This is a genomic window from Streptomyces sp. NPDC093149, assembly GCF_044754145.1.
Lineage (GTDB): Bacteria > Actinomycetota > Actinomycetes > Streptomycetales > Streptomycetaceae > Streptomyces.
On sequence record NZ_JBIVON010000001.1, the window covers coordinates 1,351,931 to 1,372,475 of the forward strand.

The following is a 20,545-nucleotide window of genomic DNA, read 5'->3' on the forward strand; positions in this document are numbered from 1 at the left end:
CCGGCCGCCCGCCCTTTCTCTTCTCACAGCAGTACCGGTTCCAGGGAGCTGTTTTCCATGAGCCCCGAGTCCACAGGGCAGAACGAGCACTACCTCCGCGTCTTCCGGCGGAGATTCCGCACCTGGCGGGGTAACCGGCCGTTCTGGGCGGGCCTGTTCACCATGGTGGGTGGTCTACCCATCGCGTACTTCCCGTACGCCAACATGCACCTCGGCAACATCACGCTGGCGATGTCCACGACCGCCGGTGCCGGATCGCTGATCATCGGGGTCCTGCTGATCACGCTGGGCCTCACGATGTGGTTCCACCACATCGTGAGGGTGTTCGCCGGAGTCGCCGCGATCCTGCTGGCGCTGATCTCCATACCGGTCGCCAACATCGGCGGGTTCCTGGTCGGCTTCCTGTTCGCCATGCTCGGTGGAGCACTCTCCGTCTCCTGGGTCCCGGGCGAACCGAAGCCCGACCCCATGGACGCCGGTACCCAGGGGCCGACAGCCGAGGACGCCGGTCCCGGGACGCGGGAGCCCGAACCCGAGTTCCACAGCACGGCGGCGGTGCCCCAGCAGCCGGAGCAGCACGACACGACAGTTGAGGTCGACGGCGGGAGGCATCGTGCGGGGTGACGAGACGCAGCTGAACTCGACCGGGGAGGACCTCCGGACGAGAAGCGGGCCGCGCCACGCGGCCCCCCGGAAGTCGTTGCTGACGAAGCTGCACATACCCGCGGGCAAGGCGTTCGCGCTCGCCGCGATGCCGACGGCCGTCTTCGTGGGCATGGGGCTCACCCCCAAGCTCGCGCTGGCCGACGACAGTTCGGACATTCCCTTCGCGCCCGGCCCCTGCGTGACCCGCTCCGACGAGCCGAGCGAGTCCCCGTCCCCGTCCGCGTCGGAGACGAAGTCGCCGTCCCCGTCCCCGTCCGCCACCGATTCCGTCGGCAAGGGCGACACGGCGACGCCGAAGCCCTCGGACACCCCGTCGGCGAGCGACGCGACGAAGCCGGAGGCGAAGGCCGCCGAGGCGCCCGCCGCCGCTGCGCCGAGCGCCTCGCCCACCGCCACGAAGTCGACCAACCCGCTCGACCCGCTGGGCGTCGGCGACGCGCTGAAGGACCTCTTCGACGGGCCGGACAAGGCCACGGCGAGCCCGTCCCCGAGCGCGAGCACCGCGTCCCCGAAGCCGTCGCAGAGCGACACCGCCGAGCCGGTGGAGAAGGCGACGGAGAAGGCCACGGCTGCCGCGAAGGAGACCGCCGACAAGACCGCCGCAGCCATCCGCGAAGCCGCCGGCAAGGCCGGTCAGACGGTCAAGGAGCTCGACGACAGCGTCAAGGGGCTCGACGCCAAGAAGGACGAGGACATCCCGGACGGCGCCAAGGAGCGCTTCCCGTGTCCGACGCCCGACCCCGAGGCGCTGGCCGCGGCCGATCTGGAGACCGGTGTCCCGCTGCTCCCGACCGACCCGTGGATCCTGGACAGCTCGCTGCTCACCCTCAACGGGCTCGACTACAAGGGCATCGTCGAGGTGAAGACGCAGGACGGCACCATCAAGAAGGTGCTGAAGTTCACCGCGAGTTCCGTCGACATCAAGGACCTCCACCAGCTGACGGTCGGCCCGAACGGGACCACGGCCCATGTCCAGGCGCGGAAGGGCTCCACGTCCACCATCCGCAACGGCACGGTGACGATGTACACCGAGGAGCTGAAGGGCAATCTCTTCGGCCTCATCCCGGTGACGTTCAGCCCGAAGACACCGCCGCCGCTGAACGTTCCCTTCGCCTTCTTCACCAAGGTCAAGGTGACCCAGGCAGGGCAGTTCGGCGGCTCGCTCACGGTGCCCGGGCTGCACAACTACTTCACCGGCGGCAACAGCTAGCCCGCGCAGACCTGTTCGGGAGCCGCACAGCACTGTGGGCCGTGCCCCTCACCAGAGGGGCACGGCCCACAGTCGTGTCGTAGGGATGTGTCAGGCACCGCACCGCTACGGCGGACCGCAGGGGCGCTGCCCGGACACGGGCTACGTGTCCACGAGGTGCTCGATGTCGCTCACGACGTACTCCCCGTACCGGAACACCCTCCCCAGCGCTGCCAGCCGCGCATACTGCTCCTTCGACAGACGCAGGTAGTGCGGAGACAGTGAGTCGCTCTTCACGCACAGGGCGCGCAGCAGCAGACGGAAGGCGAGATCCGGGGTGCAGCGACGGACGCACTCCGCGAGTGCCTGGGCCGTCTCCTGGTCGAGCACGCCGCTGAACTCGTCCACGGCGGAAAGAACCTGACCGGTCAGTTCCCGCCCCTCGTACTGGTCCGTTTCGGACAGCGTCACGGTGTCCGGACGGCGGGCGAGCCATGCGTCGCACACCTCGAGCACCTGCCGCATCCACGCGGCGCCGTCTGCGATGCGACCACGGTGGAAGAAGTACTCCCCACCCTCCACGCACGCCTCCCACAGCACGGTGAGCCGGTCGGGGGAGAGCCCGTCGTGGAGGAGCCGGGCGTCGCGGCGCACCAGGAGCACCGCTGCCGGCTCCAGCTCCTCCACGAACTGATCGGCCACGGCCTCCGCTTCCGTGGAGGCGTCCAGCGTCCAGTCCTGGTGGAAGAAGCTCATGACCCACGGGATGCCGAACGTGAACTCCGTAGACCGATCCATCGATCGTTCCCTCCTCTACACCGGGTACCCGGTGTAGACGTAGTATCCGCCCGGCTTGTGCCCGGGCGCACGCTTCAGGATGATGACGAACTGGTTGCCGGTGCGGGTGACCGTGGTGCCGTCCGGGTGGGCCACGAAACCGAGTGAGTCGTCCTTGCCCCCGAGCGATCCCCTCAGCGTCTTCTGCTGCTGGCTGCCGCGGAGCCACTTGCTGATCTCGGCGGCTTTGGCCGCCAGCACGTTGTCCACGACCCGCTGTGCCGTCGCCAGGTCGTTGAAGACACTGATCTTCTCGTTGTCCAGCTTGGCTCGCGCGAGCGCCGTGGCCTCGGACGTCACGTGCTTTTCGAGGATGTGGGCCTGCCCGGGGAACTTCGCCGCGTCGGCGACGAGGTTGCTGCAATTGTGGACCAGGACGGGAGAGCTGCCCGCCAGGACGTAGAAGGTGTGTGCGTTGTCCACGGTCAGGTCGTAGACCCGCTGGTCCGTCAGACCTCGCCGGTCATGGAGCGCGGTCACGGCCCGGACCTGGCCGTCCTGAGTCCGCAGCCGGTCGCCCACCCGGAGGTCGGACACCATGGTCCAGCTGCGGTCGACGACGTAGAAGCGGTGCCCCACCGTGCTGGAGATCCGGCCGCCTTCGGCCAGAGCGATGTCCACCAAGCGGTCGGTATCGTGCCGGAAGGTGCTGAGCACCGGCTCGGGGCGCAGCTCACCGGTGACGGGGTCGGTGGCCAGCACCTGGTCCGTCCGGCGTACCTCGCTGATCGCCCTGCGGGTACCGTCGGCCATCAGTACCCGGGTGTCCCCGGGGAAGCTGTTGACCGTGCAGGCGGTGCGCAGGTCCTCGTACGCGTTCACCGTCCGCTGGATGTCGGCGAGGGTCGTCGGGTCCACGTCCAGGGCCTTGAGGGCCTTGAACGCGTCCGCGACGCCGACGCCCGTGTGCATGGCGGCGTCCAGGGCCCGGATCCCGTCGACGACCTTCTCGATCGCCTTGCCCGGGACGAAGTTGGACGCGGCCCACGCGCACCCGCTGACACTGCCGTGCCAGCAGTCGACGAAGTCACCGATCAGGACTTCCTTCAGGATCTGGTACACGACCGTCTGCTGGATGATGTCCAGCTTGCTGAAGTACCTGGTGACCTCCTTCGTCTGGTCCGGGAAGGTCTTGGTGCTCAGGAAGACCGTTTCCTCCTGGGGGCACCCGGACCGAGTGGCGGGGACGTCGGGGTCGGTGCACACGTAGAAGTCGAGCGTGGCGTCGAAGTGGACGACGAACGTCACCTCACAGCCCTCGAACCCGACCTTGATCTCGCACGGGTTCTGCTGGTCGGCCTTGGTCACCTTGATGCCGTCGACGACGTAGAACGTCGCGCCGATTCCCGTGCCGGCTCCCGTCGAGACCTGCTGGTTGGCTTCTTTCCGCTCGGCCGACGCCGCGGCTTCCTGCGCGGACTCGGCGTACGTCTGGGCGTCCTTCGCGGCTTCTTCGGCAGCGGTGGCCGCCGTGTCGGCACGCTCGGCAGCTGCTCGCGCGTCCGTGGCTGCCTGCTCCGCCGCGGCGGCGGCGTCGCGTGCCGCCTGGGCGTCGAGGGCCGCCTGGTCGGCGGAATCGCGTGCCTGCACGGCGTAGCTCTCGGCCCGTCCGGCGGCCTTGTCCGCAGCGGCGGCGTCCTCGGTGGCCTGACGGTCGTACTCGATCGTCCGTGCCAGGGACGCCGCAGCCTTTGAGGCGGCGGTGGCGGCGTCGGCCGCGTAGCCGAGTGCCTCCTTGGCGTATCCGCGGGCGTTCGCCGCGTGTTGGGCGGCGTTGGCTGCGTGCTGGTACGCCTCTTTCGCATCGCCCGTTGCGGCGTCGGCGATGGCCTTGGCGGCTGCGGCCTCCTCGGCGGCGTTCTTGGCATGTGCGTCCGCGACGGACTTCTGCTGCTCGGCGATCGTCTTCGACGCCTGGCCGGTCAGGACCACCAGTCCCGCGGCCGAGTCCTTGGTGGCGTAGGCCGAGCCGAGCTGGATGGCGTCGTTCGCGGGTTCGGCGACCTGGGCGGCGGCGTTGCCGGCGTCCACGGCGGCCAGGGCGGTGGTGTGCGCGTAGCCCGCAGCCTTCACCGATGCCGCCACGGCCTTGGCCGCTTCCCTCCGCGCCTCGTCCGCATGGGACTTGGCGGTCTTGGCCTGGGCCTCCGCCTCGTCGGCCAGCGCGACCGCGGTCTTCGCCTCCGAAGCGGCGTGCTGGGAGGCCGCGATCGCGTCGGCCGCCGCGCTGGTTGCGGTCTTCACCGCGGCGTCGGCCTTCAGCTTCGCGGCCTGGGCGGCGTCCGCGTCGGAGCGGGCCCGCTTGGCGGCTGCCTCAGCACGGGTGGCCGCGGCGTCCGCGTCCGCAGCCGCCCGGGTCGCGGCGTCGGCTTCGGAGCGGGCCTTCCCGGCGGCTGCTTCGGCGTCGTCGGCGTGCCCGGCCGCCGCGTCCGCCGCCGCCCTGGCCTCCACGGCGTTGCTGTCGGACTCGTGGGCCTGGGCGTACGCCTCCTTCGCGTTCGCCTTGGCGCGTGCCGCGTCCGCCTTCTGCTCGGCGTCCCACGCGTCGTCCCGCAGGTTCCGGGCGTTGTCGCGGGCCGTTTCCGCAGCCTTCTGCTTCGCGACGGCGGTGCTCTCGGCCGATTCGGCCTTCTCCTTCGCCGTCTTGGCCTTCGTTGCCTCGGTCTCGGCGTTCTGCTTGTGCTGGGCCGCCTCGGCCTGCTTGGCCGCCGCGGTCTCCTTCTCCTTCTTCGCCGTCAGCTCTTCCGCTTCGGCCGAGAGCCGCTTGGCATGGGCCTCGGCGGCGGCCGCCTTGGCGTCCGCCTCCGCCTTGGTGGCCTCGACGAGCTTGGCCTCCGCGGTCTCCTTGTCCTTCTTGGCGTTGTCCCGGTGCACCTTGGCCGCGTCCGCCGCCGCCTTCGCCTGCAACTCGGCGGTATTGGCCGCCTGCTTGCGGAACTCGGCCTTCGACTGAGCCGCCTGGGCCAACGCCCGCTGCGTGATTGTCGCGCTGTCGCCGGCTGCGGCCCGGGTGGCCGCCTCAGCGGTCTCGCCCGCCTTCACCATGGCGGTGAGAGCGGCGGCCGCGCCCTGGGTGACCTGGGCCTTCTGCTGACCGACCAGCAGGCCACGGCCGCGCGGCGCGCCGTTCGCGTCGGCGACGGCGTAGGCGGCCTGCTCGGCGGTGGCGCTGGTCGTGGCGGCCTTCGTTGCTGCCGCGGCCTGCGTCTTGAGGACGGCGAGCTGCGCCTTCGCGGAGGCCTGTGCGTCGGCGATGCCCTTCTTGGCCTTGTCGAACTGGGCCGTCGGCGGAAGAGTGCCGTTGTGGGCGGACACCTTGATGGTGAACTTCTGCGCGCTGGTGCTGTTGCACGTGTACGTCAGCGCGTCCTGACCGTTGGTGAACGAGGGCAGGTTCAGGCACTTGCCCGTGCCGACGCTCTTCAGGGCCGTGGTGGCCCGCACGTTGTACTCCCAGGTCTGCGCAGGAGAGCTGTTGCACGTCCAGAGCTGGATCTTCGTGTTGTTCGCCGCGTTGTTGGAGGACACGTCGAGGCACTTCAGAGAGTTCACGTTGCGCAGGTGCAACCCGAGGTCGTCGCCGTAGACCTCCCACTGCTGCGCCGCGCTGTTGTTGCACGTGTACATCTGGACGACCGTGCCGTTGGTCTTTCCACCACCCGCGGCATCCAGGCACATGCCTGCCGCCCCCGGAACCTGGATCACCGTCGGTGAGCTGCCGATCCAGCCGATGCCACCGGAGGACCAGTAGTCCTGCCAGCGGGTGAGGTGGTCGGCGACCCACGAGTGGCCCAGCATCTGGCCCAGCGCCTCGGCACCGGCGGTGAGGGCCTTGGTGGCGTCCTTGTCGGCGTTCAGGATCTGATCGCGCTGCGTGGCCTGGGAGGCGATCTCCTGCTGCCACTCCGCGGCGGCGGTGGCGGAGATGTCGCCCAGCACCTTGTTCGGGTCGATCGGGTCACGCCACGCGCACGCGGCGAACCGGGACTTCATGTCCTCGACCGCGATGCGGTGCTCGGGTGTACCCGGATCGGGAGCGGTGCGGGCGAATCCTCCCGAGGCGAGGAAGAGGCGGGAGTTGTCCGCGCCGGTGGGCTCCAGGGACCAGTCCGTCAGATACTCGAAGGCGTCCCGCTCGGCGAGCGCACGGTTCCATTCGTCCGAGGGGAGACCGGGGTCCGGATCGTGCCCGTACAGCGGGGTGCCCAGGTCCTTGACGGCTTTGACGGTCCGGTCGTCCGCCCGGGGGGTGGGGTCCTCGTAGAAGTCGCTCTCGTCCTTCCAGAACTGATCGGCGACCCACGTGGTCAGGCCGGTCTGCGTGTGGAAGTCCTTCTGGCCGTCGTTGCTGGTGCCCGGCGGCCAGTGGAAGGCAGCGCCGGTGAAGCCGGCCGGAGTCTCGAGACCGGAGACCGGAGCCTTCCAGCCCTCATGGAGGGCGTCGATGGCGGCCAGTTTACTTTCTGCGGTGCTGCGGTCCTTGTCGTAGGACACCGCGAGGGGGGTGTCCTCCCAGTGGTCCCGGTTCGCCAGCACATGGAGTTGTTCGGGCGTCTTGCCGAGGCCGTCCTGCGCGGTCTGGGCCATGGACGGCCCACCGAGCCGCAGGACGTCGCTCATCAGGCACTGGTCCTGTCGCAACTGTTCGGCGGCGGTGTCCTCGTACCAGTCGTAGGAGCCACCGACCGGTTCGGTGGCCGGGCCGGCGAACCGGTCGAGCACGTCCGGGCGGACTCCGAGAGCCGCCATGAGTGAGACGACGAGCAGGGGCGGGACGATGCGGGCTGACCGCCGGAACCGTCGGGGCACGGGTCTTGGCGACCCTGGTGATGTGGAACGCAAGTGCGCAACCTCTTCGTGAAGGGCGGACACGACCGTAAGGAGGCCGACGGCCGGATCAGGGGTGCCGTGGACCGACCGTCCGGCCCGCCGACGCGGCGTCAGGAAAGACGGCGTCCGGCCGGCACGAGATGCGCGGAATACGAATGCTGCGGCATGGCGACATGCCTCCCCCTCGGCGTCACTGCTCCCCCGGTCGCTCAAAAGACGTGCACGATCGCGGAAAGGAGAAGGATCCGGTCAGGTGCTGCGTCACTTTAAGGAGAAGTCGATACTTCAGGGCGGCGAATAGAGTTCCCTGGAACGCGGGTTGGCGTGAACTGTTCCATAGCTCCCGGCTCGCGCCGTGGTCCCGGCTGGCGCGTGTGGCCGCCGGGCACCAAGGGTTCGCTTTGTGTGCGAGTTGTGTGCGAGCTGTGAAGGCCGTGTGGTTGGTGTGGCATCAAAGTGGCCGATTATTGCCGGTGGCTTCTGCCGGGCGGGAGTGTTGTCGGTCAGCTGTTCTGTCGGCGCCCCGTACGGCCGTGGCCCGGGCCCCGGCGTGATCCGAACGAGAGGTCCTGGCCGGTGTCGGCCCGTGCGGAAAGGCCTGTGGGCCGCACTCCTTCCGGAGCGCGGCCCACAGGCCTTTCCGCAGGGGTACGGGTCGCGTCAGTCGCGCGCCCCGCCTCCCACGTGGTGCACCCGCACCATGTTCGTCGTGCCCGGGATGCCGGGGGGCGAGCCGGCCGTGATGACCATCGTGTCGCCCTCGTTGTAGCGGTCCAGCTTGAGGAGTTCCGCGTCGACCAGGTCGACCATCGCGTCCGTGTTGTCCACGTGCGGGACGACGTGGGCCTCGACGCCCCAGCTCAGGGCGAGCTGGTTGCGGGTGGACTCGTCCGTGGTGAAGGCGAGGATGGGCTGCGCGGCGCGGTAGCGGCAGAGACGGCGGGCCGTGTCGCCGGACTTGGTGAAGGCGACCAGCGCCTTGCCGTTCAGGAAGTCCGCGATCTCGCAGGCCGCGCGGGCCACCGAACCGCCCTGGGTGCGGGGCTTCTTGCCCGGCACCAGCGGCTGGAGGCCCTTGGACAGCAGCTCCTGCTCGGCGGCGACGACGATCTTCGACATCGTCTTGACCGTCTCGATCGGGTACGCGCCCACGCTGGACTCGGCCGACAGCATGACCGCGTCCGCGCCGTCCAGGATCGCGTTGGCGACGTCGGACGCCTCGGCGCGGGTCGGCCGCGAGTTGGTGATCATCGACTCCATCATCTGGGTCGCCACGATCACCGGCTTGGCGTTCCGCCGGCAGAGCTCCACCAGGCGCTTCTGCACCATCGGGACCTTCTCCAGCGGGTACTCGACGGCCAGGTCGCCGCGGGCGACCATCACACCGTCGAACGCCATGACGACGCCCTCCATGTGCTCGACGGCCTGCGGTTTCTCGACCTTGGCGATGACGGGGACCCGGCGGCCCTCCTCGTCCATCACCTTGTGGACGTCCTTGACGTCGTTGGCGTCCCGTACGAAGGAGAGCGCCACCAGGTCGCAGCCCATCCGCAGGGCGAACCGCAGGTCCTCGACGTCCTTCTCGGACAGGGCCGGGACATTGACCGCCGCGCCGGGCAGGTTGATGCCCTTGTGGTCGGAGACGACGCCGCCCTCGATGACGATGGTCCTGACCCGGGGGCCGTCGACCGCGACGACCTTCAGCTCGACGTTGCCGTCGTTGATCAGGATCGGGTCGCCCTTGGCGACGTCGCCGGGCAGACCCTTGTAGGTCGTGCCGCAGATCGACTTGTCGCCGGGGACGTCCTCCGAGGTGATGGTGAACTCGTCCCCGCGGACCAGCTCGACGGGGCCCTCGGCGAACTTCGCCAGGCGGATCTTCGGACCCTGGAGGTCGGCCAGGACACCGACCGCACGGCCGGTCTCGGCGGCGGCCTTACGGACCCGGTCGTAACGACCCTGGTGCTCCTCGTGGCTGCCGTGACTGAAGTTGAAGCGTGCCACGCTCATGCCGGCCTCGATCAGAGCGACGAGCTGCTCATGGGAGTCGACGGCGGGACCGAGTGTGCAGACGATTTTGGAACGGCGCATGAGGCGGATCCTATCGGTTTGTTTCGCTGCGGAATATTCCGTCTGGTGGAAGGTACAAAGGGGCGCGGGGGTGCTCAGTTGTGGTCCTGTCCGACGAGCGCGAAGGTCTGGACGGCGATCTCCAGCTCCTCGTCCGTCGGTACCACGGCGACCGCGACCCGTGCGTGGTCCGGCGAGATCAGCCGCGATGCGCCGGACCGTACGGCGTTCAGATCCGCGTCCACCGCCAGACCGAGCTCCTCGAGACCGGCGATCGCAGCCTCCCGTACCGGTGCCGAGTTCTCCCCGACCCCCGCCGTGAACACCACGGCATCCACCCGCCCGAGGACCGCCGAATAGGCGCCGATGTACTTCTTCAGCCGGTGCACGTAGATGTCGAACGCCAGCGCCGCGCGCTCGTCACCCGCGTCGACCCGGCGCCGGATCTCCCGCATGTCGTTGTCGCCGCAGAGCCCGAGCAGGCCGCTCCTCTTGTTGAGCAGTTCGTCGATCTCGTCCGTCGACATCCCCGCCACCCGCTTGAGATGGAAGGTGACGGCCGGATCGATGTCGCCGGAACGCGTCCCCATCACCAGCCCCTCCAGCGGGGTCAGCCCCATCGAGGTCTCCACGCAACGGCCGCCCGCCACCGCTGAGGCCGAGGCGCCGTTGCCCAGGTGCAGCACGATGACATTGACCTCCTCGGGGGTGCGTCCCAGCAGCTCGGCGGCCTTGCGGGAGACGTACGCGTGCGAGGTGCCGTGGAATCCGTAGCGCCGGATGCGGTGCGCGTCGGCGGTCTCGGTGTCGATCGCGTACCGCGCCGCGTACTCCGGCATCGTGGTGTGGAACGCCGTGTCGAAGACCGCCACCTGTGGAAGGTCCGGGCGCAGGGCCCGCGCGGTACGAATGCCGACGATGTTCGCCGGATTGTGCAGCGGGGCCACCGGGACCAGGCGCTCGATCTCCTTCAGCACCTCGTCGTCGACGACCACCGGCTCGGTGAAGCGCAGCCCGCCGTGCACCACCCGGTGCCCGATCGCCGCCAGTGCGGGGGAGTCCAGGCCCAGCCCGTCGGCGGCCAGTTCCTCGGCCGCCGCCTTCAGCGCGGACTCGTGGTCGGCGATCGGGCCGATCCGCTCACGCGGCTCGGCGCCCTTGACGGCCAGCGGGGTGTGCACCAGCCGGGAGGTCTCCTCGCCGATCCGCTCGACCAGTCCGGCCGCGAGGCGGGAGTGGTCGCTCATGTCCAGGAGCTGGTACTTCACCGACGACGAACCGGAGTTGAGAACGAGGACGCGATGCGCGGGCGCGATGGAAGGGGCGTCTGCGGTCGGGGTGGTCATGCGGTTCGCTCCTCGCTCTGCGCCTGGATCGCCGTGATGGCCACGGTGTTGACGATGTCCTGGACCAGGGCGCCCCGGGACAGATCGTTGACGGGCTTGCGGAGGCCCTGGAGCACCGGGCCCACGGCCACCGCGCCCGCCGAGCGCTGTACGGCCTTGTAGGTGTTGTTGCCGGTGTTCAGGTCCGGGAAGATCAGCACCGTCGCCTGGCCCGCCACCTCGGAGCCCGGCAGCTTCGTCGCGGCCACGCTCGGCTCCACCGCGGCGTCGTACTGGATGGGGCCCTCGATCCTGAGGTCCGGCCGGCTCTCGCGGACCCGGTTCGTCGCCTCGCGCACCTTGTCGACGTCGGCGCCCGATCCCGAGGTGCCCGTCGAGTACGAAAGCATCGCGATCCGCGGTTGCACACCGAAGCGGGCGGCGGTGGCGGCCGACTGGATCGCGATGTCCGCGAGCTGTGCCGCGTCCGGGTCGGGGTTGACCGCGCAGTCGCCGTACACCAGGACCTTGTCGGCGAGGCACATGAAGAAGACGGACGAGACGATCGAGGCGTCCGCCGGGGCCTGCCCGTCTCCCGCCGCCCCGCCCGACGCGCTCCGCGCGGCCCCCTTGGTCCTGATGATCTCGAAAGCGGGGCGGATCGTCGCCGCGGTGGAGTGCACGGCCCCGGAGACCATGCCGTCCGCGAGCCCCTCCTGGACCATCAGCGTGCCGAAGTAGTTGACGTCCGCGACGACGTCGTACGCCAGCTCCAGGGTGACCCCGCGATGCGCGCGCAGTTGTGCGTACCGCTCGGCGAACGCCTGGCGCAGTTCGGAGGAGTGCGGGTCGATGAGCTGGGTGGCGGCGAGGTCGATGCCGAGGTCGGCGGCCTTCTTGCGGATGACGTCGGGGTCGCCGAGGAGCGTGAGGTCGCAGACGTCGCGGCGCATCAGCACGTCGGCGGCGCGCAGCACCCGTTCCTCGGTGCCTTCGGGCAGGACGACCCGGCGCCGGTCGGCGCGGGCCTGTTCCAGCAGTTCGTGCTCGAACATCATCGGGGTGACACGGCCGCTGCGGGCCACCGAGATCCGGTCCAGCAGGGCGCCGGTGTCCACATGGCGCTCGAAGAGCCCGAGTGCGGTTTCCGCCTTTCGGGGCGTCGCCGCGTTCAACTTGCCTTCCATCGCGAAGAGTTGCCCCGCGGTGGGGAAGGAGCCGCCGGCCACCGAGACGACCGGGGTGCCCGGTGCGAGTCGCGCGGCCAGCTTGAGTATCTCCTCGCCGGGACGCTCGTCCAGGGTCAGCAGCACACCCGCGATCGGCGGGGTCCCGGCGCTGTGCGCGGCCAGCGAGCCGATCACCAGGTCCGCCCGGTCCCCGGGCGTGACCACCAGACAGCCCGGGGTCAGCGCGTTCAGCATGTTCGGCAGCATCGCGCCGCCGAACACGAAGTCCAGCGCGTCCCTGGCCAGCCCGGAGTCGTCGCCGAGCAGCACCGTGCCGCCGAGCGCCGCGGTGATCTGGGCGACGGTCGGCGCGGAGAGCGCGGCATCGTCCGGCAGCACGGAACACAGGACGGGAAGCTGGGCCGCCAGCCGCTCGGCGATGGCATCGCGGTCCTTGGCCGCCACCCGGTTCACGACCACCGCGAGGACGTCGCAGCCCAGACCGGCGTACGCCCGGTAGGCGTTGCGGGCCTCGGCCCGTACGGACTCCGCGGTCTGGTCCTTCCCGCCGACCACCGTGATCACGGAGGCGCCGAATTCATTGGCGAGACGGGCGTTGAGCGCCAGTTCGTCGGGCAGCTGGGTGGCGGCGAAGTCCGTGCCGAGGACCAGTACCACCTCGTACTTCTGGGCCACCTGGTGGAAGCGTTCGACGAGCTGGGAGACCAGCTCGTCCGTACCCTGTTCCGCCTGGAGCGCGGATGCCTCGTGATAGTCGAGACCGTAGGCCGAAGCGGGGTCCTGGGGGAGCCGGTAGCGGGCCCGCAGCAGTTCGAACAGCCGGTCGGGGCCGTCGTGGACGAGCGGCCGGAACACCCCGACCCGGTCCACCTGACGCGTCAGGAGCTCCATGACTCCCAGATCGACGACCTGGCGGCCGTCTCCCCGGTCGATACCGGTCACGTACACGCTGCGCGTCACGCGTGCTCTCCCGTCCAATTCTGTGGTTTGGGATGGTATTGCCATGTTGACGATACCTGTGGGGGCCAAGGCGCCGCCCGCCGGGCGAGAGGCCGTGTGCGCAGGGGCGCGGGACCCCTCCGCTCGTCCGGTCTGACCGCCGCCGGATCCACTGCCATGTCCGGCGGGGCACCCCTGCGGTCACCCCGCGTCGGCCGGGAGCGCGAGGTCCAGACCTGACGTGGGACAATCGTGGTGGCTCACGGTACGGGGGATTCTGTAGTCGCCCCCGGAATGCACGACACTAGCGAGCAGGAGATACAGCACGATGCGCATCGGAGTTCTCACCGCAGGCGGCGACTGCCCAGGCCTGAACGCAGTGATCCGGTCGGTCGTGCACCGAGCCGTGGTGGGTCACGGCGATGAAGTCATCGGTTTCGAGGACGGGTTCAAGGGACTCCTCGACGGTCACTTCCGCCCCCTCGACCTCAACGCGGTCAGCGGCATCCTGGCCCGTGGCGGGACCATCCTCGGTTCGGCCCGGCTGGAGCGCGACCGGCTGCGCGAGGCCGCCGAGAACTGCGCCGAGCTGAGCCGCCGTTACGGCATGGACGCGCTGATCCCGATCGGCGGCGAAGGCACTCTGACCGCCGCGCGGATGCTGTCGGACGCCGGAATGCCTGTCGTCGGTGTTCCCAAGACCATCGACAACGACATCTCCGCCACCGACCGCACGTTCGGCTTCGACACGGCGGTGGGCGTCGCCACGGACGCCATAGACCGCCTCAAGACCACCGCCGAATCGCACCAGCGGGTCATGGTCGTCGAGGTGATGGGTCGGCACGCCGGCTGGATCGCGCTGGAGTCCGGAATGGCGGGCGGCGCGCACGGCATCTGCCTCCCCGAGCGCCGCTTCCAGGTCGAGGACCTGGTCAAGATGGTCGAGGAGCGCTTCGCGCGCGGCAAGAAGTTCGCGGTCATCTGCGTCGCCGAGGGCGCGCACCCGGCTGAGGGCTCCATGCCGTACGCCAAGGGCGAGATCGACCAGTACGGTCACGAGCGCTTCCAGGGCATCGGCAACCGCCTGGCCATCGAGCTGGAGACCCGGCTCGGCAAGGAGGCCCGGCCCGTCATTCTCGGCCATGTGCAGCGCGGCGGCACGCCGACCGCGTACGACCGGGTGCTCGCCACCCGCTTCGGCTGGCACGCGGTGGAGGCCGCGCACCGGGGCGACTTCGGCCGGATGACGGCCCTGCGCGGCAACGACATCGAGATGGTTCCGCTCGCCGACGCCATCACCCGGCTCAAGACGGTGCCGGCGGACCGGATGGACGAGGCCGAATCGGTCTTCTGACCCCGGGCGCGCGCGGCAGCGTCACCAGCAGTGGCCGACGGCCCCGACTGTCCTCCCGTGGACGGTCGGGGCCGCTCGCCGGCCCGCGGCCCGCGGCCACCGGGGCGGTGCGGATGGGCTGCGCCCCGGTGGCCGCGCACGCGGCCGAAGGCTGAGAACGGCACGGTCACCGCGAGCCGCACGGCTCAGAGCCTGTCGGGTGGCCTCCGACCGGGCGGGCGCGCCCCGGCACGCACGCTTCCCGCGTTGTCGCCGACATTCCTTCCCCGAGCTCTCAGCCGCGTTCGAGCAGGGGAGACCCCATCCGACTCCCTCCTCCGCCTCGCAATCGCACGCACCGGACCGCGTCCGTCATCCGATCCGAGGCCACCCGACAGGCTCTCAGTGGCTCGCCCCCTCCACCCCCGCCGTCCGCCAGAACCGTTCCACGATCCCCGCCAGGAACTCCCGCCCCGCGTCGCCCGTCGCCCCGGCGTGTTCCGTGCCGGTGCTGCTCCAGCTGAGCGTCGACACCATCAGCGCCTGGTAGTCGGTATGCAGCTGTTCCATCACGTCCTGCAGAAATCCGCGCTCCAGCGGAACCAGCCTGGCCACCGACCGGACATGCGCCTGCCAGCGCGTCGTCACCGCGCCGCGCAACAGGTCCGCCAGATCCTCCTCCCGGCCGGACACGGCCACGAACCCGGCGGCCGTCAGCCCCAGCACCTCGCTGAGCACCGCGGACTGGCGTTCGTTGCCGCGCCAGCGGCCCGACTCCTCCATCCGCAGATACGCGGAGGTGCTCAGCCCCAGCAGACGCGCCAGTTCCTCCGCGGCCAGCTCCCGGGCCACCCGGTGCTCCCGCAGCGTGCGCGCGGCGGTGAGCAGCTCGCCCGGCGAGCACCACAGCACCCCTGCCAGTGCCGTGAGTTCGTACTCGCTCGGGACGGTGAGCCCGCGCTCCCAGGCGACCACCGTCTCCGTGCTGACCCGGAGTCCGTACTGGGCCCCGAGGCCGTACGCGACATGTCCGGGAAGCATCCCCAGGGCCTCGCGGAGTCGGCGCGCGGCGGGAGCGTTGAAGGGCGGGGAGGGGTGCACGGCCCCACCGTAGGAGTCAACAGGTGGCCTGACTACGGTGTGTTCCACCGATATCACGGCTCGTAGGAACGTCCTAGGATGTGTTTCGAAAGTCTCGTCTGCCAGGCGGGCGGACGACGCTGCTTTCGATGCACGCCCCAGTACCGCAACCGCGTGCTGCCCGTCGTCGACCGGGGCCGGACCGAGGCGTGCCCTGTCATTTCCCGGACCGCTCCCGACAGGAGGTGCGGCTTCCGGCGCGGTACGCCCCTCGCAGGGGAGGAGCTTCCGGTGGCCGGTGCCGACAACTGGGAGTACCCCGACAGTGGCTAAGGGCTGTCCGACGCCCGCCCTCACCGGGGCGGGACGTCGGATCCCGTGGTGAGCCGGGGACGCTCACTGCTCCCGCATGCCCCAGGGAGAGCCGTACGCGCTGAGCAGGTCCAGGAAGGGGCGGGCGGGGAAGGCCTCCGGGCCGAGGACTCCCGAGCCGGTCCACGCGCCCGTGGCCAGGAGTTCGAGGGCGACGACCGGGTTGACGGCCGTCTGCCACACCACGGCCTGGGAGCCGTACTCGGCCATCGACCACTGGTTGTCGACCACGTGGTAGAGGTAGACCTCGCGCGGCGCGCCGTCCTTGGTGCCGCGCACCCAGGTGCCCGCGCAGGTCTTGCCGTGCATGCGCTCGCCCAGCGTCGCCGGGTCCGGCAGGCAGGCGGCCACGACGTCGCGGGGCGACACTCCCACCGGACCCGCGGCGCTCGGCACGGTCACCGGGTCGGTGCGGTCCAGGCCCAGGAGGTGCAGCGTCCTGAGGGTCTGGATGAACTCCTCGCCCAGGCCGTACTTGAAGGTCACGCGGCGTGCGTCGATCCAGCGGGGAACAAGCAGCACCTCCTCGTGCTCCACGTTCACGCACTCGACCGGGCCGATGCCCTCGGGGAAGTCGAACACCTCCGGCTCGCTGAAGGGCGCCGTGGTGAACCAGCCGCGGTCCGCCTCGTAGACGACCGGCGGATTCAGGCACTCCTCGATGGTGGTCCAGATGCTGAAGGAGGGGGCGAACTCGTAGCCGTCGACGGTGAGGTTCGCACCGTCGCGGATGCCGATCTCCTCGATCTCGTCGAAGAGTTCGTCGGCCGCGTACCGCGCGAAGACATCCGACAGCCCCGGCTCCACACCCATGCCGACGAGGGCCAGCGCGCCCGCCTTCTCCCAGTCGGCGGCCTGCGCGAACTGCGCATCGCCGAGCATGACGCCGCACTCCTCGTACGGCCGCTCGGGGTGCGGGCGCGACAGGGACATCGCCATGTCGAGGTAGGTTGCGCCGACAGCGAGCGCTGCCCGGAAGAGCGGCATCACGAACCGGGGGTCGGTGGCGTTGAGCAGGACGTCGCACCCGTGCCGCGTCAGCAGTTCCGTCACCGCCGCCTGATCGGACGCGTCGACGTGCTCGGCGCGGAAGCGGCCCGCGGCGCCCGCGAGGGCGGCGACCGCCGCCTCGGCCCGGCTCAGGTCGTAGTCGGCCACGACCATCTCGTCGAAGAACGAGCGCCTGGCCGCGATCCGGGTGATCGCGGTGCCCACACCGCCGGCTCCCACAAGCAGAACACGCATGACACGGACTTCCTCTCTCCGAAGACGGGGCATGTCCGCGCGGACCGGAGATGCGGCGCCCCTGCCGGGAGATCCAACGCCGGGTGCCCAGGTAAGGTCAATGGCGTTGGCATAAGGGTGAGCGAGGAGGCGACGGTGGCAAAAGCCGTGGTGCCCGAGGAGAAACGGCGGCGCCGCCGCCCCACCAGGAGCGGGACCGTGCTGTCCGAGCAACTGATCGTCGAGACCGCCCTGCGGATGCTGCGTGAGCACGGCAGCGCGGGACTCACCGCCCGCCGTCTCGGCCTGGCCCTGGACGCCGACCCCAGCACCCTCTACCGGTACTTCCGCGGCATGGACGATCTGACGCTCGCCATCGGCGATGCCCTCATCGGGCAGGCCCTGCAGGGCTGGCGACCCACGGGAGAGTGGCGGTCGGATCTGCGCGGCCTCGGGCTGCGCATCCACGCCGTGTACCTGGAGCATCCGCACGCGGCACTGCTGACCGCGAACCGGGTCACCGGCCGGGCCCACGAGCTGGCGGCCGACGAGGCCATCCTTGACGTACTTCGCACGGCGGGGTTCCCGCTGCCGGACACGGTACGGATCTACCAGGCCTTCATCGACCAGACCCTGGCCTTCGCCGCGCTCGACGCCGCCTCGCTGGCCCTGCCGCGCGAAAGCCTCAGCTCCGACGAGAACATGTGGCGCTCGACGTACGCCCGCCTGCCGCGCACCACGCACCCCCGGATAGCCGAGGCGGCGCCCCTTCTGGCGACCCGTATGGTCGACAGCGCCTACCCCACGGCCCTGGAGCTGCTGCTGGAGGGCGCCGCGGCGCAGTGGGAGACACTACGGGCCCGGCGATAGAGGACCGTCCGGGGCCGTCGCGGGGCGAACCCGTCCGCCGAGGCGCCGGACGTTCGGGACGATGCCGCCGACGCAGGGGCCGGCGTCGACGAAGAAGGGCACCGTGCCGATGACGTCGACGCGGCGTCGGCGGGACCGAGGTCAGCGCCCCTGGGCCACCCACCGGTAGTACAGCTCCGGACGCCCGATCTGGCCGTACTGCGGACTGCGCACCGCGCGTCCCACCGTCACCAGGTGCTCCAGATATCGGCGCGCGGTGATCCGCGAGATGCCCAGCTCCGCCCCGGCCGCACCGGAGGTCACGCCGTCCGGTGCGGCCCGCAGCACACGGGTGACGGCCTCCAGCGTCGGGCCGCTCAGCCCCTTCGGCAGCCGGGACGGCTGCGGGGCGCGCAGTGCGCCGAGCGCCCGGTCCACCTCGTCCTGGCCGCTCGCCTCACCGGCCGCCGCGCGGAACTCGGCGTAGCGCACCAACCGGTCGCGCAGGGTCGCGAAGGTGAACGGCTTCAGCACGTACTGGACGACACCGAGCGACACCCCTTCCCGCACCACCGCGAGATCGCGTGCCGACGTCACCGCGATGACATCGGCCGAGTGCCCGGCCGCGCGCAGCGAGCGCAGCAACTGCAGACCGTGTCCGTCGGGCAGATAGAGATCCAGCAGCAGCAGATCGACCGGCACGCGGTCCAGCGCCCGCACCGCCTCGGCGCGCGAGTGCGCGACCGCGGCCACCGTGAACCCGGGGACCCGGCCCACGTACAGCCGATGGGCGTCCGCCGCGACGGGATCGTCCTCGACGACCAGCACCTGGATCATGCGGTGGCCTCCTTCGTGGTGTGCGTCGTGCGGTCGCCGACGGCCAGCGGCAATCGCACCGTGAACTCCGCGCCGCCGTCCGGGCCGCGGTCCAGCGTCACCGTCCCGCCGTTGCGGTGCACCGCCTGCCGGACGAGGGCCAGGCCGATGCCCCGGCCCGCGCCGCGCGTCGACCAGCCCCGGTCGAACACCTCGGCGGCGTCGTCCGGATCGATCCCCGCCCCGGAGTCGGCGACCCGCAGCAGCAGCTCGCCCTCGTCCGCGAGCGCGGTGACGGTGACCCGCGCGCGGGCGGCCCGGCCGTGCCCGGCCGCCCGCGGGGCGGGCACGGATTCCGTACCGGGCGCTCCGGCCACCGCCTCCGACGCCGCGTCCACCGCGTTGTCGATCAGATTGCCGAGGACCGTCACCAGATCCCGGTGCGGCAGCGTCGTGGGCAGGGCGCCGTCGTCGATCAGACTGTCGTCCGCCAGCACCAGCTCCACCCCCCGCTCGTTCGCCTGCGCCGCCTTGCCGAGCAGCAGCGCCGCCAGCACCGGCTCGGCGACCGCGTCCACCACCCGGTCGGTGAGGGCCTGGGCCAGCTCCAGTTCCGCGGTGGCGAAACCCACCGCCTCCTCGGCCCGCCCCAGTTCGATCAGCGAGACGACGGTGTGCAGCCGGTTCGCCGCCTCGTGCGCCTGCGAGCGCAGCGCCTGGGTGAACCCTCGCTCGGAGTCCAACTCGCCGGACAGCGCCTGGAGTTCCGTGTGATCGCGCAGCGTCACCACCGTGCCGCGCTGCTCCCCGCCGACCACCGGGCGGGTGTTGACCACGATCACCCGGTCCGCCGTCAGATGCAGCTCGTCGACCCGCTTCTCGGAGGCGAGCAGCGCACCGGTCAGCCGGGCCGGCAGATTCAGCTCGGTGATCCTGCGCCCGACCGCCTCCGGTTCGAGTCCGAGCAGTTCCCGGCCCGCGTCGTTGATCAACGCGATCCGGCGCCGCCCGTCGAGCATCAGCAGCCCCTCGCGCACCGCGTGCAGCGTGGCCTGGTGGTAGTCGTGCATCCGGCTCAGCTCGGCCGCGTTCATGCCGTGCGTGTGCCGCCGGAGCCGGGCGTTGATCACATACGTCCCGAGGCCGCCGAGCGCCAGCGCCCCGCCCGCCGCCATCCCCAGCGCCCCGAGCTGCGCCCGCACCTGCGAGGAGACCCGGTCGACCGTGATGCCCGCGCTGACCAGACCGACGATCCGGCCGCCGTCCCGGATCGGGGTGACGACCCGGATCGAGGGGCCGAGCGTGCCGGTGTACGTCTCCGAGAACGTCTCGCCGCGCAGCGCCTGCGCGGTGTGTCCGAGGAACCTCTCCCCGATCCGGTCCGCGTCCGGATGCGTCCAGCGGACCCGGTCCGGGGACATGATCGTGACGAAGGCGATCCCGGTGTCCGCGCGCACCTTCTCCGCGTACGGCTGCAGCACGGCGGACGGGTCCGGGGTGCGGATGGCCTCCCGTACGGACGGCGAGTCGGCGATCGCCAGCGCGGCGGTCCTGACCTGCCGGGTCGCGGTCTGCTTCGCCTGCTCACGGCCGGAGACATAGGTGAAGAACGCACACCCGACCACCACCGCCGTGAGCAGCACCACCTGCATGGCGAAGAGCTGACCGGCCAGACTGCGCGGGCGGGTACGGGGACGGGGGAAGCGCATGGCCACAGTGTGCCTGGCCGAAAACATATGAACGAAATGTACGTAACAGTGACCGGCGTCACAGCGGGGCGGGATAGTCGCCAAGCCCCCCAGGGACGGGGGAGCGACCCTGACGA

General features: G+C 70.7%; 13 protein-coding genes. 4 read left to right on the forward strand and 9 right to left on the reverse strand.

The annotated features are described in order from the left end of the window. Positions 1–57 precede the first annotated feature (57 nt). Positions 58–624: a DUF6114 domain-containing protein gene (locus ACIQCZ_RS06310; RefSeq protein ID WP_376276368.1), complete on the forward strand. Its 567-nt coding sequence runs from the start codon at positions 58–60 to the stop codon at positions 622–624. Further along, a complete protein-coding gene (locus ACIQCZ_RS06315) occupies positions 614–1,876 on the forward strand; it encodes a hypothetical protein (RefSeq protein WP_402280080.1) in 1,263 nt (420 codons plus the stop codon). The genes ACIQCZ_RS06310 and ACIQCZ_RS06315 overlap by 11 nt, the downstream gene beginning before the upstream one ends. A gap of 141 nt (positions 1,877–2,017) precedes the next feature. Here the strand turns inward: ACIQCZ_RS06315 and ACIQCZ_RS06320 are convergent, their stop codons facing one another. The 5 genes from ACIQCZ_RS06320 to pta form a co-directional block, all read right to left on the reverse strand. Then, complete coding sequence (locus ACIQCZ_RS06320; RefSeq protein WP_402280081.1) at positions 2,018–2,653, reverse strand: hypothetical protein; 636 nt, start codon at positions 2,651–2,653, stop codon at positions 2,018–2,020. 15 nt (positions 2,654–2,668) lie between these two features. Further along, a complete protein-coding gene (locus tag ACIQCZ_RS06325; protein ID WP_402280083.1) occupies positions 2,669–7,441 on the reverse strand; it encodes an RICIN domain-containing protein in 4,773 nt (1,590 codons plus the stop codon). Positions 7,442–8,182: 741 nt separating this feature from the next. Next, a complete protein-coding gene (pyk, locus tag ACIQCZ_RS06330) occupies positions 8,183–9,613 on the reverse strand; it encodes a pyruvate kinase (RefSeq protein ID WP_376284345.1) in 1,431 nt (476 codons plus the stop codon). A gap of 74 nt (positions 9,614–9,687) precedes the next feature. Further along, positions 9,688–10,938, reverse strand: coding sequence for an acetate kinase (locus ACIQCZ_RS06335; RefSeq protein WP_402280084.1), 1,251 nt, complete (start codon positions 10,936–10,938; stop codon positions 9,688–9,690). Beyond that, positions 10,935–13,067: a phosphate acetyltransferase gene (gene pta, locus ACIQCZ_RS06340; RefSeq protein ID WP_402280085.1), complete on the reverse strand. Its 2,133-nt coding sequence runs from the start codon at positions 13,065–13,067 to the stop codon at positions 10,935–10,937. The genes ACIQCZ_RS06335 and pta overlap by 4 nt, the downstream gene beginning before the upstream one ends. 307 nt (positions 13,068–13,374) lie before the next feature. Here pta and ACIQCZ_RS06345 point away from each other — a divergent pair, with 307 nt between their 5' ends. Further along, positions 13,375–14,400, forward strand: coding sequence for an ATP-dependent 6-phosphofructokinase (locus ACIQCZ_RS06345; RefSeq protein ID WP_351074711.1), 1,026 nt, complete (start codon positions 13,375–13,377; stop codon positions 14,398–14,400). A 381-nt stretch (positions 14,401–14,781) separates the two neighbouring features. Here the strand turns inward: ACIQCZ_RS06345 and ACIQCZ_RS06350 are convergent, their stop codons facing one another. Beyond that, the gene (locus tag ACIQCZ_RS06350; protein ID WP_402280253.1) at positions 14,782–15,420 is read right to left on the reverse strand and encodes an XRE family transcriptional regulator; all 639 of its coding nucleotides are present in this window, start codon (positions 15,418–15,420) and stop codon (positions 14,782–14,784) included. Positions 15,421–15,855: 435 nt separating this feature from the next. Then, positions 15,856–17,076 (reverse strand): saccharopine dehydrogenase family protein, encoded by a 1,221-nt coding sequence (locus ACIQCZ_RS06355; RefSeq protein WP_402280086.1) that lies wholly within the window; start codon positions 17,074–17,076, stop codon positions 15,856–15,858. Between the two features lie 135 nt (positions 17,077–17,211). Between ACIQCZ_RS06355 and ACIQCZ_RS06360 the strand changes: the two genes are divergently transcribed. After that, positions 17,212–17,925 carry a TetR/AcrR family transcriptional regulator gene (locus tag ACIQCZ_RS06360; RefSeq protein ID WP_402280087.1) on the forward strand — a complete coding sequence of 238 codons (714 nt, stop codon included), beginning with the start codon at positions 17,212–17,214 and terminating at the stop codon, positions 17,923–17,925. A gap of 141 nt (positions 17,926–18,066) precedes the next feature. Here the strand turns inward: ACIQCZ_RS06360 and ACIQCZ_RS06365 are convergent, their stop codons facing one another. Continuing rightward, positions 18,067–18,741, reverse strand: coding sequence for a response regulator (locus ACIQCZ_RS06365; RefSeq protein ID WP_376222543.1), 675 nt, complete (start codon positions 18,739–18,741; stop codon positions 18,067–18,069). After that, positions 18,738–20,429 (reverse strand): ATP-binding protein, encoded by a 1,692-nt coding sequence (locus ACIQCZ_RS06370; protein ID WP_402280088.1) that lies wholly within the window; start codon positions 20,427–20,429, stop codon positions 18,738–18,740. Before ACIQCZ_RS06370 ends, ACIQCZ_RS06365 begins: the two co-directional genes overlap by 4 nt. Positions 20,430–20,545: the final 116 nt, after the last annotated feature.

What these genes read in the sequence shown, in the direction of transcription:
- ACIQCZ_RS06345 (WP_351074711.1), top strand. Translation starts at nt 13,375, where the DNA reads ATGCGCATCGGAGTTCTCACCGCAGGCGGCGACTGCCCAGGCCTGAAC.
- ACIQCZ_RS06325 (WP_402280083.1), bottom strand. Translation starts at nt 7,441, where the DNA reads ATGGCGGCTCTCGGAGTCCGCCCGGACGTGCTCGACCGGTTCGCCGGC.
- ACIQCZ_RS06310 (WP_376276368.1), top strand. Translation starts at nt 58, where the DNA reads ATGAGCCCCGAGTCCACAGGGCAGAACGAGCACTACCTCCGCGTCTTC.
- ACIQCZ_RS06350 (WP_402280253.1), bottom strand. Translation starts at nt 15,420, where the DNA reads ATGCTTCCCGGACATGTCGCGTACGGCCTCGGGGCCCAGTACGGACTC.
- ACIQCZ_RS06335 (WP_402280084.1), bottom strand. Translation starts at nt 10,938, where the DNA reads ATGACCACCCCGACCGCAGACGCCCCTTCCATCGCGCCCGCGCATCGC.
- ACIQCZ_RS06320 (WP_402280081.1), bottom strand. Translation starts at nt 2,653, where the DNA reads ATGGATCGGTCTACGGAGTTCACGTTCGGCATCCCGTGGGTCATGAGC.
- ACIQCZ_RS06370 (WP_402280088.1), bottom strand. Translation starts at nt 20,429, where the DNA reads ATGCGCTTCCCCCGTCCCCGTACCCGCCCGCGCAGTCTGGCCGGTCAG.
- ACIQCZ_RS06355 (WP_402280086.1), bottom strand. Translation starts at nt 17,076, where the DNA reads ATGCGTGTTCTGCTTGTGGGAGCCGGCGGTGTGGGCACCGCGATCACC.
- pyk (WP_376284345.1), bottom strand. Translation starts at nt 9,613, where the DNA reads ATGCGCCGTTCCAAAATCGTCTGCACACTCGGTCCCGCCGTCGACTCC.
- ACIQCZ_RS06365 (WP_376222543.1), bottom strand. Translation starts at nt 18,741, where the DNA reads ATGATCCAGGTGCTGGTCGTCGAGGACGATCCCGTCGCGGCGGACGCC.